Source organism: Candidatus Omnitrophota bacterium, assembly GCA_030650275.1.
Taxonomy (GTDB): Bacteria; Omnitrophota; Gorgyraeia; order Zapsychrales; family Fredricksoniimonadaceae; genus JACPXN01.
The window spans coordinates 132,576-149,229 of sequence record JAUSEK010000011.1; the positions used below are offsets into that span (position 1 = coordinate 132,576).

Annotated in this window: 16 protein-coding genes; all 16 read left to right on the forward strand. The window is 47.7% G+C overall.

What is annotated here, in order from left to right:
• Positions 1–60: 60 nt before the first annotated feature.
• Positions 61–1,515 (forward strand): O-antigen ligase family protein, encoded by a 1,455-nt coding sequence (locus Q7K71_03435; GenBank protein MDO8675157.1) that lies wholly within the window; start codon positions 61–63, stop codon positions 1,513–1,515.
• Positions 1,512–2,327, forward strand: a complete 816-nt coding sequence (locus Q7K71_03440) for an ABC transporter permease (GenBank protein ID MDO8675158.1) — start codon at positions 1,512–1,514, stop codon at positions 2,325–2,327. The genes Q7K71_03435 and Q7K71_03440 overlap by 4 nt, the downstream gene beginning before the upstream one ends.
• A 3-nt stretch (positions 2,328–2,330) precedes the next feature.
• Positions 2,331–3,602 (forward strand): ABC transporter ATP-binding protein, encoded by a 1,272-nt coding sequence (locus Q7K71_03445; GenBank protein ID MDO8675159.1) that lies wholly within the window; start codon positions 2,331–2,333, stop codon positions 3,600–3,602.
• Positions 3,575–4,294 carry a hypothetical protein gene (locus Q7K71_03450; protein ID MDO8675160.1) on the forward strand — a complete coding sequence of 240 codons (720 nt, stop codon included), beginning with the start codon at positions 3,575–3,577 and terminating at the stop codon, positions 4,292–4,294. Before Q7K71_03445 ends, Q7K71_03450 begins: the two co-directional genes overlap by 28 nt.
• Complete coding sequence (locus Q7K71_03455; GenBank protein ID MDO8675161.1) at positions 4,282–5,292, forward strand: Gfo/Idh/MocA family oxidoreductase; 1,011 nt, start codon at positions 4,282–4,284, stop codon at positions 5,290–5,292. Before Q7K71_03450 ends, Q7K71_03455 begins: the two co-directional genes overlap by 13 nt.
• On the forward strand, positions 5,270–6,415 hold the full coding sequence (locus tag Q7K71_03460) for a DegT/DnrJ/EryC1/StrS family aminotransferase (protein MDO8675162.1): 1,146 nt from the start codon (positions 5,270–5,272) through the stop codon (positions 6,413–6,415). Before Q7K71_03455 ends, Q7K71_03460 begins: the two co-directional genes overlap by 23 nt.
• Positions 6,412–7,425, forward strand: coding sequence for an NAD-dependent epimerase/dehydratase family protein (locus tag Q7K71_03465; GenBank protein MDO8675163.1), 1,014 nt, complete (start codon positions 6,412–6,414; stop codon positions 7,423–7,425). The genes Q7K71_03460 and Q7K71_03465 overlap by 4 nt, the downstream gene beginning before the upstream one ends.
• Positions 7,422–8,153, forward strand: a complete 732-nt coding sequence (locus tag Q7K71_03470) for a GNAT family N-acetyltransferase (GenBank protein MDO8675164.1) — start codon at positions 7,422–7,424, stop codon at positions 8,151–8,153. Before Q7K71_03465 ends, Q7K71_03470 begins: the two co-directional genes overlap by 4 nt.
• The gene (locus Q7K71_03475; GenBank protein MDO8675165.1) at positions 8,150–9,190 is read left to right on the forward strand and encodes an N-acetylneuraminate synthase family protein; all 1,041 of its coding nucleotides are present in this window, start codon (positions 8,150–8,152) and stop codon (positions 9,188–9,190) included. The genes Q7K71_03470 and Q7K71_03475 overlap by 4 nt, the downstream gene beginning before the upstream one ends.
• Entirely contained in the window at positions 9,151–10,977 is a 1,827-nt protein-coding gene (asnB, locus tag Q7K71_03480) for an asparagine synthase (glutamine-hydrolyzing) (GenBank protein MDO8675166.1), read from the forward strand. The genes Q7K71_03475 and asnB overlap by 40 nt, the downstream gene beginning before the upstream one ends.
• Before the next feature lie 4 nt (positions 10,978–10,981).
• Positions 10,982–11,596, forward strand: coding sequence for an imidazole glycerol phosphate synthase subunit HisH (gene hisH / locus Q7K71_03485; GenBank protein MDO8675167.1), 615 nt, complete (start codon positions 10,982–10,984; stop codon positions 11,594–11,596).
• A gap of 5 nt (positions 11,597–11,601) precedes the next feature.
• Positions 11,602–12,345, forward strand: a complete 744-nt coding sequence (locus Q7K71_03490; GenBank protein ID MDO8675168.1) for an imidazole glycerol phosphate synthase cyclase subunit — start codon at positions 11,602–11,604, stop codon at positions 12,343–12,345.
• A gap of 38 nt (positions 12,346–12,383) precedes the next feature.
• Positions 12,384–13,514, forward strand: a complete 1,131-nt coding sequence (locus Q7K71_03495) for an N-acetyl sugar amidotransferase (protein MDO8675169.1) — start codon at positions 12,384–12,386, stop codon at positions 13,512–13,514.
• A gap of 24 nt (positions 13,515–13,538) precedes the next feature.
• Entirely contained in the window at positions 13,539–14,558 is a 1,020-nt protein-coding gene (locus tag Q7K71_03500; GenBank protein ID MDO8675170.1) for a class I SAM-dependent methyltransferase, read from the forward strand.
• A 58-nt stretch (positions 14,559–14,616) separates the two neighbouring features.
• Positions 14,617–16,356 carry a hypothetical protein gene (locus Q7K71_03505; protein ID MDO8675171.1) on the forward strand — a complete coding sequence of 580 codons (1,740 nt, stop codon included), beginning with the start codon at positions 14,617–14,619 and terminating at the stop codon, positions 16,354–16,356.
• Positions 16,353–16,654: hypothetical protein (locus Q7K71_03510; GenBank protein MDO8675172.1), on the forward strand; the 302-nt coding region annotated here is incomplete at its 3' end. The genes Q7K71_03505 and Q7K71_03510, both read left to right, overlap by 4 nt.

Here is a 16,654-nt window from a genome sequence, read left to right on the forward strand (position 1 = left end):
ACTATTTGCGATTTATGGACGATCCGACGTGTATTTTAGGCAAATGTTGACCAGGATGAAATGATGGAACGTATCGCCTTATTTTTGATCGGCTTGTATTCGCTGGGCAGCGCCAGGTGGGGGTCCAATTTTTCCGAATACCACCTGTCGCTTCCTTCCCTGGATTTTCCTGTATTTATCAGCGAGATCCTGCTCGCCGTTTGTCTGCTGCTGTGGGCGGTCCAATATGAGCGGCAGAAGATGGTCTGGACCAAGGGACATAAACTGTTCGTTATTTATTGGGCTTTTGTGGTGGTCAAGGCCCTGGGAGAGTACGGGGCATGGGGGCCGCTGGCCTTTCGTAACGCGGCGCTTTTTTATTATCCGGCGTTCGCTTTTCTGGGCTATTGTTTTTATAAACGGGAATATTTCAGTCCATGGTCCATTTACGCCGCCTTGGCATTGTGCATTGTCCTTTCGATCCGGCTTTTTGACACCGGTTATTTCGTATACACCCTGTTCGCGCTGGCCGTGGTGCTGCTCTTTCATGTCCGTCCTGTGGTCTTGCGCGCGGTGTTGGCCGTTATTTTGATAGGATCGGCGAACTATGCGGGGATGTTTGTCGGCAGCCGCACGAATTTGATGGGAACGCTGGCGGCTTTGCTTTTTTTGATCGTGGTTTTTGTCCGCTATTTTTTAAAAGGCGGGTCCAGAGTCAAGACAGCGGTTGGCGCTGCCGTTGTCCTTGCCGTGCTGGCCGGGGTGGTCCATTTCGCGGACAGGAATGGCGTCCGGTCCCTTTTAAAAGTACGTAACCTGTATCAGATCTATCTGGACGACAACGCGTATATCGCACAATTGAAGCAGCATTATCAACCGCGGCCGTTGACGGTGGCTTTGTATAACGACAATGCGGCGCTGAAGATACAGCGCACGCCGGCAGCACCGGCCCCGCAACAACAGATGGTGAGTCCGCCGGCTTCCGTTCCTGTTGCGGCTCCTGCCCCACAGAGGCAGACATCTTCGGCATCTACGGAGCCTACGGGGCCTGTTGCCGCGCAACAGATCTACAGGTCCCTGGCGGATGCCCAAGGCAATGCCGTGTTCAGGCTTTTGATATGGCGAGATATGTTCGAAGAGTTAAAAGAGCATCCTCTGCGGGGTGTGGGGTTTGGAAAGCCCCAACGTTCGCCGTCGCTTGAGATCATGAATTGGGGGTTTGGTGACTGGAACCGGGATGGATGGATCACGCCGCACAATGTGTATTTGCACATGATCTACCGTCTGGGCATTGTGGGCGCGCTGGTGATCGTAGTCCTGTTCGGCGTGGTATTTTATCTGACCAAAAACTTTATATTATTGCGGTCCAAGGACGGGATACTTTTGGTCAGCATCTTGATTTACTGGCTGATGGCATGCAATTCCCTTGTGATCCTTGAACTGCCTCATTATGCCATCCCTTTCTGGACGCTGATGGGCCTGACATTGGCGTATTGTAACGAACAACGTAAAAATAAGGCCTTAAGGAACACATGATGACCCTGATCCAGCCATCCCGCGGCTGGCGCCACATTGATTTTCGTGAAATTTGGGCCTACCGCGAGCTTTTATATTTTTTCACCTGGCGGGACCTGAAGATCCGCTATAAACAAACCGTCATCGGTGTTTTATGGGCGGTCCTGCAGCCATTTTTAACGATGGTTGTCTTCTCTGTATTTTTTGGCCACTTTGTTAAAGTCCCGTCGGAAGGGGTCCCGTATCCCATCTTTGTTTATTTGGGGCTTCTGCCATGGACATTATTTTCACAGAGCTTATCCAGAGCATCTGAAAGCGTTGTTTCCCATTCAAATCTTATCAAAAAAGTGTATTTTCCGCGGTTGATCATTCCGGTCTCGGCTTCCTTGTCCGCTGTGGTCGATTTTTTCATTTCCCTTGTCATTCTTTTGATCATGATGTTGTTTTATAAGATCGTCCCTGCCGTGGGCATCATTTACCTTCCTTTTTTGGTCATGTTGTGCTTTTTGTGCAGCATTGGAATAGGTTTTTGGCTGGCCGCGATCAATGTTATGTACCGGGACGTCCGCTATGCCATTCCATTTCTGATCCAGTTGGGGATGTATGTTACACCCGTGATCTATCCCGTGAGCGTCGTTCCGGAAAAATTTTCCTGGATCATTTATCTGAATCCAATGACCGGCATTATTGAAGGTTTTCGGGCGTCTCTGTTGGGATACAAGGCCATGCCGGTCGCCGGGATCGGCATTTCATTTTTGGTGACGGTCATTTTTTTGTTATCCGGCCTGTTTTATTTTCGTAAAGTGGAACGCGTTTTTGCCGATGTGATCTAAATTATGAGCCGATCTGTGATCAAAACCTGGGGTCTGGGGAAGGAATATCAAGTCGGCGAGCGCGGGCCCGGGTATCAGACCCTGCGCGATACGTTATCCAACTATTTTAAACCGGGCAGTTCCCATGTCAAAATTAGCCAGGAGAAGATCTGGGCGGTCAAGGATGTTTCATTTGAGGTCCAACAGGGTGAAATTATCGGGATCATCGGAAAGAACGGGGCCGGGAAAAGCACCCTGCTCAAGGTCCTTTCGCGTATTACGGAACCGACGGAAGGAAAGGCACAGATCCATGGCCGTGTGGGGTCACTTTTGGAGGTGGGGTCCGGTTTTCATCTGGAATTGACCGGACGGGAAAATATTTTTCTCAACGGCGCTATTTTGGGGATGTCTAAAAGAGAAATAACCGGAAAATTTGATGCCATTGTGGATTTTGCCGAGGTGTCCCGGTTCATTGATACGCCGGTCAAGTTTTATTCAAGCGGCATGTATGTCCGGCTTGGTTTTGCCGTCGCGGCTTTTATGGAAACCGAGATCCTTTTGCTGGATGAGGTTTTGGCTGTTGGCGATGTGGCGTTTCAAAAGAAATGCCTTGGAAGGATCGGAGACATCGCGCAAAGCGGAAGAACGATCTTCTTTGTCAGTCACAATATGGCCGCGATCAAGAACCTGTGCCACCGGGTATTGCTTTTTGAGCAGGGAAGGATGGTTCTTGATACGCATGCGGATGAAGCAGTCGCGCGTTATTTAGAGCAGCATATTACTGAAGGGGCCGTGGCTGACGAAGCAGAATGCGCCAAGAATGTTGTCGGAAAACGGGAGGTCGATGTAAACTTACGTTATCTTGAGGTGGCTGTTTTGAACAAGGAAGGAAAGCCGGCTGATCATTTCTTTTCGGATGAGCCGATCGATATTGCCGTCACCTATCAGTGCTTGTGTCCCGTTGCTGATCTATGGATAGCGGTGCAAATTGTTGATGAGGACAACCAGCCGCTTTTGATCAGTAATAATGTGGACGAAAAAAAAGAGTTTGAGTTCTATAAGCGTGAAGCCGGTATTTATAGATCGCTGTGCCGCATCGAAGGGAACCTTTTGGGAGAAAAACAATTCTATATCAGCGTCCAGTTGTTCTCTGTTACGACAGAGCGCCTCAGATTGAATAAAATACTTAAGTTTGCGGTCCAGTTCAAAGGATACAACAACATCCACGATGATCTGACAAAAAGCGTGTATTTCAGGCCGCATTGCAAATGGGAAACACGGTTAATACAAAAATAGGGGCGATCATTTTGAGCCGGTACAATTCCGCGCGGCTTCCCGGAAAAGCTTTGATCAAAATAGCCGGTAAGGAAGCACTAGGTTATATCTACGAACGTTTGCTTTGCGTGATGGCCCCGGAAGATATTGTTGTGGCGACGTCGGAAGAAAAAGATGATCAGGCGATCGTTGATTATTGCGCGGCCCGGAAGATGAATTATTTCCGGGGCCCCAAGGACAATGTGGCCCAGCGGTTTCTTTTATGCGGACAACAATTTCATTTTGATCACCTGGTCCGGATCTGCGGGGACAATGTTTTGGTGGACCATCGTTTATTAAAGAGGATGATCGAAATTGCTTTGAAAGGCGAATATGATCTTGTCAGCAATGCCAAGGACAGGACGTTTCCTGCGGGAATGAGCATAGAAATTGTTAAGCGCAGTTTTTATGAGCGCATCATCCAGCAAATCATGTCTAAAGAAGACCAAGAACATGTCACAAGCTATCTTTATAAACGCGAAAATCTTGGGAAATATTTCTTTGTTTACAATGAGGATTGTCCACGGATGAAAGGCGTTAAATTGGCCCTGGATGATGCGGCTGATCTTCATTTTTTAACGAAAATTATTACAGCCATGGAAAAAGATCACTGCTCGTATTTGCTCAAGGACATTGAGCGGCTCATGGACCGGTTTAAAATATGCAGAAGCTAAACGTCGGTATCATCGGTTTGGGGGTAGGCGAAAGGCATTTGGAGGCGTACGCGGAACACGCGCGGTGCGGCTCGATCACCGTTTGTGATTTTGACGGCAAGAAAGTCAAACGCATCCAGAAAGAATATCCTGCCGTTAAGGTGGCCCGTGATGCCAACGAGATCCTGACAGATCCGAACATACAGGTCGTGTCCATCGCCTCCTACGATCATTATCATTATGCCCAGGTGTGCCAGGCCGTCAAAAACAACAAGCATGTGTTCGTTGAGAAACCGATATGCCTTCATCCGCGTGAAGCAAAGACCATCAAAAAACTCCTGAACACCAGGCCGCATTTGAAGATCTCTTCCAATCTCATTTTGCGCAAGTCCCCGCGTTTTCAATTATTGAAAAAGATGATCGCTTCAGGAAAACTGGGGACCATTTATCACGTGGAAGGCGACTACAATTACGGCCGGCTGCATAAAATTACTGAAGGGTGGCGGGGAAAGATCGATTTTTATTCAGTTGTGTATGGCGGGGGGGTCCATATGATCGACCTGATCCTGTGGTTGACAGGCGATCAAGTTGTCGAGGTCAGCGCCTGCGGGAACAATATCTCCAGCCGCGCCACCCAATTCCGCTACAATGACATGGTCACAGGTCTGTTGAAATTCAAAAGTTCAATGACGGCAAAGGTGTCTGCCAATTATAGTTGTGTCCAGCCGCATTTTCACGGCCTTACGATTTACGGGACCAAAGGCACCTTTATCAATGGTCCCCAGCATGCCTTGCTATATACCTCGCGGGACCCTTTGATCAGACCAAAGAAGATCGTTGGTCCCTATCCGGGAATTCATAAAGGGGCTTTGATCCGCGGGTTTGTTGATGCGATCGTCCGTGGGACCGAACCCGAGGTCACCCAAAAAGAGATCTTTCAGGTGATGGATGCGTGTTTTGCCTTAGAAAAAGCGGTCCAAAGAAACGGAGTTCGCGTTGCGCAGCATCCCATTCGGTAAACCGATCATTTTGGAAGAAGAAAAGAAGGCCGTGATGGCTGTGCTTGAGGGGCCGATTCTGGTCCATGGCCCCAAGACCAAGGAATTTGAGGCCGATTTTGCGGCATTCACCAAAGCGCCCTTTGCCGTGTCGGTGGCCTCCTGCACCGCCGGACTCCATTTGGCATACTTTTATAAGAAGATCGGCGCCGGTGATGAGGTGATCGTCCCGGCGCAGACGCATACGGCCACGGCCCACGCGGTTGAGTTGTGCGGGGCAAAACCGGTTTTTGTTGACGCTGAAAAACAAACCGGCAATATCGACATCAGCCGGATCGAGGCCGCCATCACACCGCGGACCAGGGCGATCGCGGTTGTGCATTATCTGGGCATGCCCGTGGACATGGAGCGCGTCAACGCCATTGCCAAAAAGCATGGTCTTTATGTGGTGGAGGATTGCGCGCTGGCCATGGGAACACATTTTAAGGGCATTCATGCAGGCCTGTGGGGTGATTGCGGCGCATTTTCATTTTATCCGGTCAAGCATATGACAACAGCGGAAGGCGGCATGCTGATCACCAAACACAAACACATCGCGGAGGGAATTGCCCTTGTCAAGGCCTTTGGCGTTGACCGCCAGGCCGGCGAACGCAAGGTCCCGGGTGTTTATGATGTGGTCGCGTTGGGCTTTAATTACCGCATGAACGAGCTGGAGGCGGCCTTAGGCGTAGAACAACTCAAACGCATGAATGGTTTTTTAAAGAAACGCAAAGAAAATCACCAGGCGCTTGCGCAGGGGCTTCAAGATATTTCGGAAATTGAAATGTTCACGTCAAGCCACGGTGAGTTTCAGAGCAGTTATTATTGTTTTTCGATCCTGCTTAAAAGACCTCTGGCCGCCAAACGCGAAAAGATTATTGAGCGTCTCAAGTCCAAAGGCATCGGCACAAGCATTTATTATCCGCGGGCGGTACCGCATTTTACCTATTACAAAAATAAGTACGGCTATCAAGACAACAGTTTTCCCGTGGCCGCGCTGATCGCCGGCAGCTCCATCGCCCTGCCCGTCGGCCCGCATTTGAATATTGAGGACATGGATTATATCGTTGAGGAACTCAAAAATGGCATTAAGGGAGAAAAATGAAGAACATCAAAGGAAGAAGGATCGCCCTGGTCGGCGGGGCCGGTTTTATCGGGCATAACCTGGCGTTGGAATTAAAACGGCTGGGGGCCGAGGTGAGCATTGTGGACGGCCTTTCGGTCAATAATCTTTTATATTTCCATCAAACCAATATTGACATTCCCCACCGCGATATGTATCTGGAGATCATTAATGAGCGCCTCGATCTTTTGCGCAGCCACCATATCCCTCTTTACGTCGAGGACGCCCGTAATTATCACAAATTGTCGCAGGTTTTCGGGGAGATCAAACCGCAGGTCGTGGTGCTGCTGGCCGCGGTGGCGCACGCGAATCGTTCCAACAAAGACCCTTACACCACCTTTGACCATAGCACGCGCACTTTGGAGAATGCGTTGGACGCGTCACGGGAGGGTGTGGAGCATTTTATCTATTTTTCTTCCAGCATGGTTTACGGGGATTTCAACGGTATGGCCGTGACCGAGGAGACGCCGTGTAACCCCAAAGGGATTTACGGGGCGCTGAAACTTGGCGCGGAGAAATTGGTGATCGCGTACAATCAGGTCTTTAATTTACCGTATACGATCGTGCGCCCATCGGCGCTTTACGGCGAGCGTTGCGTCAGCCGCCGGGTGGGGCAGATCTTTATTGAGAATGCCTTAAAAGGTGAACCCGTCAATATCAACGGCGACGGCAGCGACAGCCTGGATTTCACCTATATCGGCGATCTGGTGCAGGGTTTGGTCAAGGTCATTGAGCATGAAGAGAGCAAAGGCCAAATTTTTAATATGACCTATGGCCAGGCCCGTCCGATCAAACAAATGGCTGACATGATCCAGAAGCATTTTCCAAAGGTCAAAGTCAATTATCTTCCCAAAGATAAACTGATGCCCGAAAGAGGCACATTGTGCGTCGATAAGGCCAAGAAACTGATCGGTTACGACCCCCAGTTCCCGCTGGATAAAGGATTTGTGAACTATATCAAATGGTATAAGGGATCTTTTGAGAGAACATGAAAACGGACCTTCAACAGAAAGTTTTTCAAGCGGACGAATGGTTGACGAAGATCTTGGCTAAAAATGTTTATGGATTGAACGCCGGCCTTTTGAAAACCCCGGCGCAGTTGAAAGAAGTCATGGGCAATTTACGAGACCCGGCTTTTGTTTATGCCAAAGTCCCAACGGATGATCTTAAGTTAGCCGGATGGCTGCAGGAGACGGGGTTTCGGTTGGTCGACACGAATGTTATTTTTGAGAAACCTGTCACTGATGCCGTTCCGCAAAGCGGTCAGCACCAGGTCCGTCATGCCCGGCCCCAAGATGAATCTGAAATTGTAGATCTGGCTGGCCGCGGTTTTCAATATTCTCGGTTCCATTTGGACTGGCAGATCGGGTCAGAACAGGCCAATGCCGTTAAAGCGCAATGGGCGCGGAATTTCTTTCGTGGTCAGCGCGGTGATCAAATGGTCGTGGCATTTAGAGAGGGGAAGGCGGCCGGATTTTGTCAGATCATTTTAGAAAAACCGGATGTTTTAACCATCGATCTGATCTGCACCGATCCCGGCTTGCGTCGGCAGGGTATTGGCCAAGACATGATCGTTTTCGCGCAGAACAAAAATCCCGGAATGAAGACGGTCCGCGCCGGCACGCAGGTGAGTAACATAGGTTCAATCCATCTTTACGAAAAAATGGGCTTTCGTTTGACAAGGGCCCATTACGTTTTTCACTACCATAAGCAAAAATGAAAATCGCTGATTTTGATACAGAAAAGAAAGTGTTGATCGTTGCCGAGATCGGCAACAACCATGAGGGAAGTTATGCCCTGGCCGAGGAATTGATCGGTTTGGCCGCGTCTGCCGGTGCTGATGCCGTCAAATTTCAAACCATTACTCCTGAGAATCTTGTCACGTGCGATGATCCGGACCGCATCGCCCAGCTCAGCCGGTTTAAATTGAGTTTTAAAGATTTTCAGAAATTAAGCAAGGCCGCCAAACGCGAAAAGGTCCTGTTTTTATCAACCCCGTTCGATCTGGAGAGCGCCCGGTTCCTTAATGATTTTGTCCCGGCGTTTAAGATCGCTTCGGGAGATAATAATTTCTATCCGTTAATGGAGTATCTCTGCTCCACGGGAAAACCGATCTTGATGTCCACGGGGCTTGCAAGTCTGGCGCAGATCAGGCGCAGCCGGCAATTTATTTTAAGGCAGTGGCAAAAGCGAAAGATCCGTCAGGACCTGGCGCTCCTTCACTGTGTTTCCCAATATCCTGTGCCTGTGGAACAGGCCAATGTGTCCGCCATTGCTTCGCTTGCCAAGATCAATAAAACGGTCGGTTATTCGGACCACACGTTAGGCATTGACGCCTGCGTACTTGCCGTGGCGATGGGCGCGCGCATCATTGAAAAACATTTTACGATTAATAAAAATCATTCATCTTTCCGCGACCATTTGTTTTCCGCTGACCCGGCGGAGTTGGCCATGCTGGTCAAACGCGTTAAAGAGACCGGCCAGATGCTTGGCGACGGGAAGATCCCCGATGAAAAAACAATGGCCGGGCAGATCAAGCAATTGCGCCGGTCGATCGCCGCCAGCCGTGATCTGAAAAAAGGAGCGGTTTTATCCAGGCGCGATCTTGTCTGGGTCCGCCCGGGCTCAGGGTTTCCGCCGGGGCAGGAGAAGATCATGATCGGGAAACGGTTAAAAAAAGACGTGCAACAAGGAGAAATATTCTTAAAGGGCCATCTATGTGCGGCATTGCCGGTTATATCGGACGAAGAAAAATAGCCCCAGGCACCCTCCAGCAAACGTTAGGGGCAATGGATCATCGTGGGCCTGATCATCAGGCCCATGTTCATTTTGATGCCGGGAATAATCATATCCATTTTTTACATTCCCGTTTAAGCATTATTGATCTCGATGAGCGCGCCAATCAGCCCTTTAGTCTGGGCGACTACACTATTATTTTTAATGGTGAGATTTACAATTATGTGGAATTGAAAAAAGATCTATCGGCCAAAAAGATCGCGTTTCGAACGGAATCGGATACGGAAGTCCTTTTGCAGTATTACATCTTTTATGGCGACAAGTGTGTGGATCATTTTGAAGGAATGTGGGCCTTTGCGATTTATGATAAACGGCTCAATAAAGTTTTTTGCTCCCGTGACCGTTTTGCGGAAAAGCCGTTGTATTATTTCGAAACACCGGATGGATTTTATTTCGGTTCGGAAATTAAATTTTTGAAATTGCTGTCGGGTAGGAGTTTTAAAGTTAATCAAAGGCATTTATTGCGGTATTTGATCAACGGTTACAAGTCCCTGTATAAGGTACAGGAAACGTATTTTGAAGGCGTTAAAGAATTGTCGTATGCTACAAATCTTTGTGTTGATGCCGATCTGAAGAAAACATTTCATCGTTACTGGCAGCCCAAAATCCAACCGACTACCATGTCGCTTCAGGAGGCCATCAATGGGACGCGCCGGCGTTTATTGGAGAGCATGAAGATCCGTCTGCGTTCGGATGTGCCGCTGGCGTTTTGTTTAAGCGGCGGAGTTGACTCAGCCGCCATCGCCTCGATCGCCCGTAAAATATTCAACTATGATGTGGCGACCTTTTCCATCATCGATGAAGACCCGCGCTACAATGAGCTCGCAAATATCCAGGCCACGGTCGAGGATTTGAAGTGCCCTAATACCTTGATCCATATCAGCCGGCAGGGTGCGGTTGAGCGTTTGAAAAAATCGGTGGCTTACCATGACGGGCCGCTTTCCACCATTTCTTATTATGTGCATTCGTTTTTATCGGAAGCTATTGCGGCAAAGGGGTACAAGGTGGCCTGTTCGGGGACAGGGGCGGATGAGCTGTTTACCGGTTACTATGACCACTTTAATTTGTATTTGCAGGAAATGAGGCATTCTCCGCAGTATCCCGAACATTTGGGCCATTGGCAGGAGCATATCCAAAGCTTTATTAGAAATCCCTATTTAAAAGATGCGGAGCTTTACGCCGATCCCGTCAAAGCCCGTGCCCATATTCATGCGGAGCAGGATCTTTTTAAAGATTTTCTGCATACGGAATTTAACGAAGAGATGAAAGAGGCGCAGTATTGCGGCTCGATCTTGCGTAACCGTATGCTCAATGAAATGTTCCATGACGTCGTCCCGGTCATTTTGCATGAGGACGATCTCAACTCTATGTTTTATTCCGTTGAGAACCGCAGCCCATACCTGGACACCAAACTTTTTGATCTGGCCATGAGCATTCCGATAGAATGCCTTATTCAAAAAGGATTTGGAAAGTATATTTTGCGCGAGGCGGTCAAGGGTATGCTCAATGACAAGGTGCGCCTGGACCGGCAGAAAAAAGGGTTTAATGCGTCGATCAATTCCATCATTGATTTTAATGACCCGAAAAGCAGGGAATATCTTTTGGAAGACAGTCCGGTGTTTAAGATCGTCAAAAGAGAAAAGATCAAGGCCCTGATGGACCAGAATAAAGGGGCATTTGCTAATCATGACAGTAAATTTTTATTCAACTTCATCAATACCAAGATATTTGTGGAATTAAACGGTTAACGTAATGATCGTCATCATTGATTATGGGTTGGGCAATTTGAGGTCGGTGGCCGGAGCGGTCAGGAAATTAGGGTTCGATCCGCTTATTTCCAACCGACCCGAGGATCTTTTAAAAGCCGAGAAATTGATCTTGCCTGGTGTGGGCGCTTTTGGTGATGGAATGAAAAATCTCCAGGCATTGGGGATCATTGATCTATTGAACACGCAGGTTATGCACAAAAAGAAACCCATTCTTGGCATTTGCCTTGGCGCTCAATTGATGACGATGGAGAGTGTTGAATTCGGCCATCATCGGGGGCTTGGTTGGGTGGATGCTTCGGTCATGAAATTAGATGTGCGTGACAAGGGTTTAAATATACCACATGTCGGATGGAACGATCTTTGGCAGACCAAGCCCGACGTCCTGTGGAACGAGATCCCTGAGCAGGCGTTATTTTATTATGTGCATAGTTATCATATTCATTGCCGCAATCCGGAAATTGTTATCGGCGAATGCGATTACGGCGGGCGATTCACGGCGGCTTTTCATCAAGATAATATGTTCGCCACCCAATTTCATCCGGAAAAAAGCCAGCTGCAGGGGTTGAATGTGCTTAAGAATTTTCTGACTAAGGCTTAAAGTTTATGCTTAAGAAAAGACTCATTACGGTGCTTACCTTCGCCGATGGCGTGCTGTTTAGAACAAAGGACTTTAATCCTGATTATCGCTACACGGCTAATTTCGTCGATGCCTGGTCCATTGATGAGATCGTAGTTTTAGATATTACCCGACCGGGTAGGGGCGATCGGGAAAATTTTTATCATGAAGTGAGTCGTTTTGCGGAACAGTGTTTCGTGCCTTTGGCTGCCGGCGGCGGCGTGCGCAGTATTGAAGATTTTAAGACGTTCTTAAAGCTGGGCGCAGATAAGGTGGTGGTCAATAGCGAAGCTTTGCGCCGCCCCGAATTCATCACCCAAGCGGCCAAGCTCTACGGCACACAGTGTGTGGTTGTTTCTATGGATGTGAAGAAAAATTTAAACGGCAGCTATGAAGTATATAAGGACTTTGGAACACAACCGACCGGCCTCTCGCCTGTGACCTGGGCCCAAAAAGCCCAACACTTGGGAGCGGGAGAGATCTTGGTAACATCCATTGAAAAAGACGGCTCCTTGGAAGGGTATGACAATGAACTTAACCGGCTGGTATCGGAAGCCGTTAAGGTCCCGGTATTGGTCAATGGAGGTGCGGGCAAATGGCAGGACTTTGTGGATGGCTTTGAGATGGGCAAAGCAGCCGGGGTGTGCACCACCAACATTTACCATTTTACAGAAAGCAGCATCACCAGCGCCAAAATTTATTTAAAAGACAACGGTATACAAATAAGATAAAATACCAACTTATTTAAATTCAACCTATGGGGCCCCGCATGAGCCAAAAAGATGTCCGCACCATCACCTATTGCGCGCAGTGTTTGATGCCGAATAGCCGGCCGCGCATCTCCTTTGATGAGGAAGGGGTATGCAATGCCTGCCGCAACGCCCAGGACAAAACCCGTATTGATTGGGACAAAAGGCAGGCGGAGTTTTTGAATTTGGTAGAACCTTTTCGTTCCAAAAAAGGGGCCTGGGATTGCATTGTGCCGTGGAGCGGGGGTAAAGACAGCTCCAGCATTGCTTATAAGCTTAAGTTCGAGTTCGGTTTAAATCCACTTTTGGTCACATTTTCGCCCATGATCCCCAATGAGGTGGGAGCGCTTAACCGCGAGGCTTTGATCAATGTGGGCTTTGATCATGTGTACTTTCGTTCCGACCAGAACGTCCATCGTAAACTGGCCCGGCGGTTTTTTATTGAGCGGGGAAATCCCAAGGTCGCCTGGGATGCGGGTGTTAACGCCATTCCCGTTCAAACCGCAGTGCAACATCAGATCCCGCTTATTTTTTATGCCGAGCACGGTGAAAGCGAATATGGCGGCAAAGTATTGAACGAAGAATCAAGAAAGGTGAGAGACTTTACGGAGGTGATCGAACACCAGATCGGTGATGATCCTCGCAACTGGGTTTCGGAGGGGATCGGTCTAAAAAATTTGAACCCTTATATTTATCCTGATTTGGCCCAAGTCGAAAAAGTGGGCGTCAAAGCGCTGTATTTTGCTTACTTTTTTAAATGGAGCATGTTCGAAAATTATCAATACGTCAGATCAAAATATACGTTCAAAACCCATCCCAAGGGGCGGACGCCCGGGACGTTTACTGATTTTGACAGCTTGGATGACAAGATGGATGATCTGTATTATTACATGCAGTTTATTAAATTCGGATTCGGGCGTACTGTCAGGGATGCCTCAAGGTTTATTCAAAATGACCACATGACCCGCGCGCAAGCTTTGGAATTGGCGAAGAAATATGATGGCGAATTCCCCGCAGAGCATTTGCAGGAGGCCCTGGATTACCTTGCTGTTACCCGAAAAGAATTTGATGAAATTGTCGATAAACACCGCAACAGTGAGATCTGGGAAAGGTCAAAGGACACATGGAAACTAAGGTTCCCGGTGCAATGAAAATCATTTTTGGAGAGCATCTTCATGGATTTTAAGGAAAGGGTTAGACGGAGAAATGAATTTGACGCCAGTTTGGTGTACGGTACAAAGAAATTCAATGCCATGACCGGACGGGAAGAACATCTTGATTACCGTCAAAAGCACGACAATCAATGGACAAATCCCAAGACCGGGTTGGTCTTTGATAAATTTTCCGAAAAGCGCAAATGCCCGTTATGTCATTCCACCGCTGCCGAAGGTCTTTTTGTCAAAGCTGGGTTCCCCCACGTCAAATGCACAAAATGTGGTTTGGTTTATGTGAACCGTATCTTAAACCAGCGGGAATACAAGAAACTTTGGCGTAGCGAAGAATCCTGGGAAAAGGTCCTGGAGTCTGAGCATCAAATAAAAATGCAGGCACTTGAGGCAAATTACAGCCTTGATATCGTAAAGTCATACTTAAAGAATAAAAAGGACCAGGCAACAGCGATCTGCGATGTGGGTTGCGGCCCCGGCACCCTGCTCATTGCGGCAAAGAAAAAAGGGTACGAGGTTTTTGGTGTTGAGCCAAATCAGAGATGCCACCGGTTCTTGGAAAAAGAAAGGATCCCGTTTATTGGAGAATTTTTTCCTTTAAAGACAAAGATCTTAAAGAAATTTGATTGCGTATTTTTATTGAACACGCTCGAACACCTTAAAGATCCCGCGATGATCATCGGAGAGATCAGGAAAATTTTGAAACCCTTCGGTCTTATTTATATTTCTGTTCCTTGTATTGAAGCGCTGGTCAACAGGATCATGCATGAGCGGGCGGGGGTATTCGGGGGACACAGCCATTTGCAATTCTTCAGCACCAAAACACTGCCGGCTTTTCTTAAGAAAACGGGATTCAAAGTCCTTGAATATGAAACCATCATCACCGAAATCGGCGTCATGAAGAATTATTTGGATTATCAAAGCCCCTATTTCGGCGGTGGAAACGTGGATTTTGATTTCTTGACCCCTGAGTTCATTTATAAGAACAACCTGGCCAGGAATGTCAATGTGGTGGCAAGGATGGTATGAGCAATGAAACGGCCAACCCAAGCGACGAGAATTTTGTCGTACAATGGCTGGATGAATTATGAACAGTTGCCGTAAAGCCGCGTATGTTCTTTTGCTTCAATGGCTGGTGATCGCGCCATTGAAAGCCCTCAATGGGTGGAGAAGGGATTTACAAAATAAATTATCCCAGATCACTCAAAACAATGCCGGTCTGCAGCAAGCCCTGAATAAATTCTTGGCCGCGAATGTAAATTTATGGGAAAAAGTCGATTCAAACAGGGCTGTCCATGAAGGCCGGCAATGTGTATTGGTAGAGGCGTTGATAGAGCCCTCCGGATATGTCATGACCAACCTGGTCATAGCGCGGTCTATCATGAGCGCTTACGGACTGCCTGCGGCAGGCCTTTTAAATAAGCCGAACCCCACGATTGAATCAGTATTTAGGTCGTATGGGATCAATAATTTTTATTATCTCAGCAATAGAAAACGAGGATTGTTCCAGGCGATCAGAAACGTGTGGAAAGCGGTGCGATTACTGGATGACGTAAAGAATGTTGATGATTTCTTGAACCTGAAGCTCGACGGTATTTCCATAGGTAAGATCGTCTATGACAACTATCTGCGGTCAACCGGTTTTGGGACTTTGTCGAGCGTATCCTGGCGTGCATTTGAAGGATTGGCGCAGTCCATTGGACATCTGGAATACGCGGAAAGTTTTTTTCGGACGGGAAATTTTCCCGTGTTTGTCCAGGCCGAAAAGCAATTTATCCCATCAGCCCTTGTTTGCCAGGCGGCCTTAAAGCACAATGTTGTCATTTATTCAAGGGGGGGCGGGCCAACGACCTTTACTTTGCGCCGGTACGACGATCTTGGTCAATATTATACAGATTCTTATCGCCCCAGCGTTGAACTCTTTCAATATGTTTACAATAACTATAAAGGAGAGGCTATTCGGGTGGGCGAAGAACATATCCGTAAAAGATTTTCCGGAGAACCGGCCCCCTATGATATCCCGGATGCCGCTTTGGCTTTTAAAAAAGGAGACCGAAGGGTTTCGCGTCAAGAGTTCTGCCATGAATCGGGTTGGGATGCCAAGCGTCCCATTGTAGGGATCATGGCCAATAATTTAATTGATGGTGTCTTTACGGACAATTGGGAATTGTTCAGGGATTATCTTGTCTGGTTTAGAGAAACCTTGAAATTTATACGGACAATAGACCATGTCCAGTGGTTCATTAAACCCCATCCGACAGATGTGCTTTATAAGATCAGAACAACCATAAGAGGGGAATATGAACGATTGGCCGGAGATTGTAAACATATCCGGTTTTTCCCGGAAGATGTTGCCGGCAGTTCAGTTTCCGATATTGTCGATGTCATATTAACCGTTCGTGGTAGTGCTGGGGTCGAGTATTCATGCTTTGGAATTCCTTGTGTGATCGCCGGGGGAGCTTTTTATACGGGATTTGGGTTTACGCATGAGCCGAAAACGCAGGATGAATATTTTAAGATCTTAAAGAATATTGAAAAACTTAAGAGATTAAGCAGCGAGCAGATCGAAAAAGCAAAGACTTTTGCATATATTTATGGCGTTCTATCGAGAGTAAAAGCAGGATTTCTTCCGTATTTCAGCCCTTTTGCCGATGATAGTGAGAAGGCGCTTTGGGAAAAGGCGGCTGTCCTGGCAGCTACTGTTAATTTTCATGAAGACCGGTTAAACGCAATGATCCAGGTCCAGGTCAAACAAAAATACCGGCACCTGCTTAATTATGATTGGATCGGGGGCGGAATGCATTCGGACCCGTGCTCGTCGCGATGAATAAAAGAAAATGCGTATGTTTTATCGGTAGAAGCGCCCCCAACCACGGCCTTGAATCTTGTATTAAAAGAGAATATCTTTACTACAAGCAGTTTGCCGAAACATTTGATCAATTAATTTTTCTGGATGTCAGCAAGGTGTTCACTTCGTCCGTAGTATCTGGTGATGTGGAGGAAGCCGCGCACAAATTGCTGCCGGGCAAGTTTACCGTCATCATTCCCAACAACCTTGCCGACTTTAAGAATGTTCTTAAGTCCCATGCCATGATCGTGGTCTCTAATTTTTCCGAAGAGTGGTA